The 712-nt window shown below is 63.3% G+C and carries 1 protein-coding gene; it reads left to right on the forward strand.

All coding sequences use genetic code 11. The features are described from left to right. Nucleotides 1-527 (forward strand): IS110 family transposase (locus XI08_RS09890; protein ID WP_271574270.1); only part of this gene is annotated, 527 nt, incomplete at its 5' end. Between the last annotated feature and the right edge of the window lie 185 nt (nt 528-712).

The raw sequence follows: 712 nt of genomic DNA on the forward strand, positions 1-712 counted from the left end.
GCCATGATACCGACATTCCTGAGTTGGCTAGACCGATCCTACGGCTGCTCGTCGAGCTGTTGCGATCCCTGAACGAGAAGGTGGCGCTGCTCGACCGAGAGCTCGCCCGGCGCGCCAAGGAGGATGCCGAAGCGAAGCGGCTAATGACGATCCCAGGAATTGGGCCGATCACGGCTACGGCGCTCGTTGCCCTGGCGCCGACAGCCCAGGCCTTCAAGAGGGGACGCGACTTTGCGGCATGGCTGGGGCTTACCCCGCTGCAGCGCTCCACCGGAGGCAAGCAGAAGCTCGGCAAGACGTCACGTATGGGCGAACGAACCCTGCGACGACTGCTGATCATCGGCGCGAGCGCGGCCGTGCGCTGGGCAATGCGCAAAGGCTCGACAGCGGATTCTTGGCTTGCGCGCATGCTTGCCCTCAAGCCGCCCATGCTGGTGATCGTCGCCCTCGCTAACAAGATGGCGCGCATCGTCTGGGCATTGATGGCGAGAGGCGGAACCTATCGGGCTCCGGCTGCGGCGAAGTAGTTCCGCGGCAGGGACCGTGAGTGTGAGAAGGTCAACCGGAGAGTATGGCGCACGGTCACGAGACAGGAATGGGAAAACCAGATCATGGATACGCGCCTCGAGCACGCGAAGTTGAATTGGACCCGTTCCGCGAACTCCCATACGGGCCAGCGGCATGTGACAGCCGCAACAAAAGGCCGGACACA

The organism is Bradyrhizobium sp. CCBAU 11361, from assembly GCF_028128935.1.
GTDB lineage: Bacteria > Pseudomonadota > Alphaproteobacteria > Rhizobiales > Xanthobacteraceae > Bradyrhizobium > Bradyrhizobium niftali.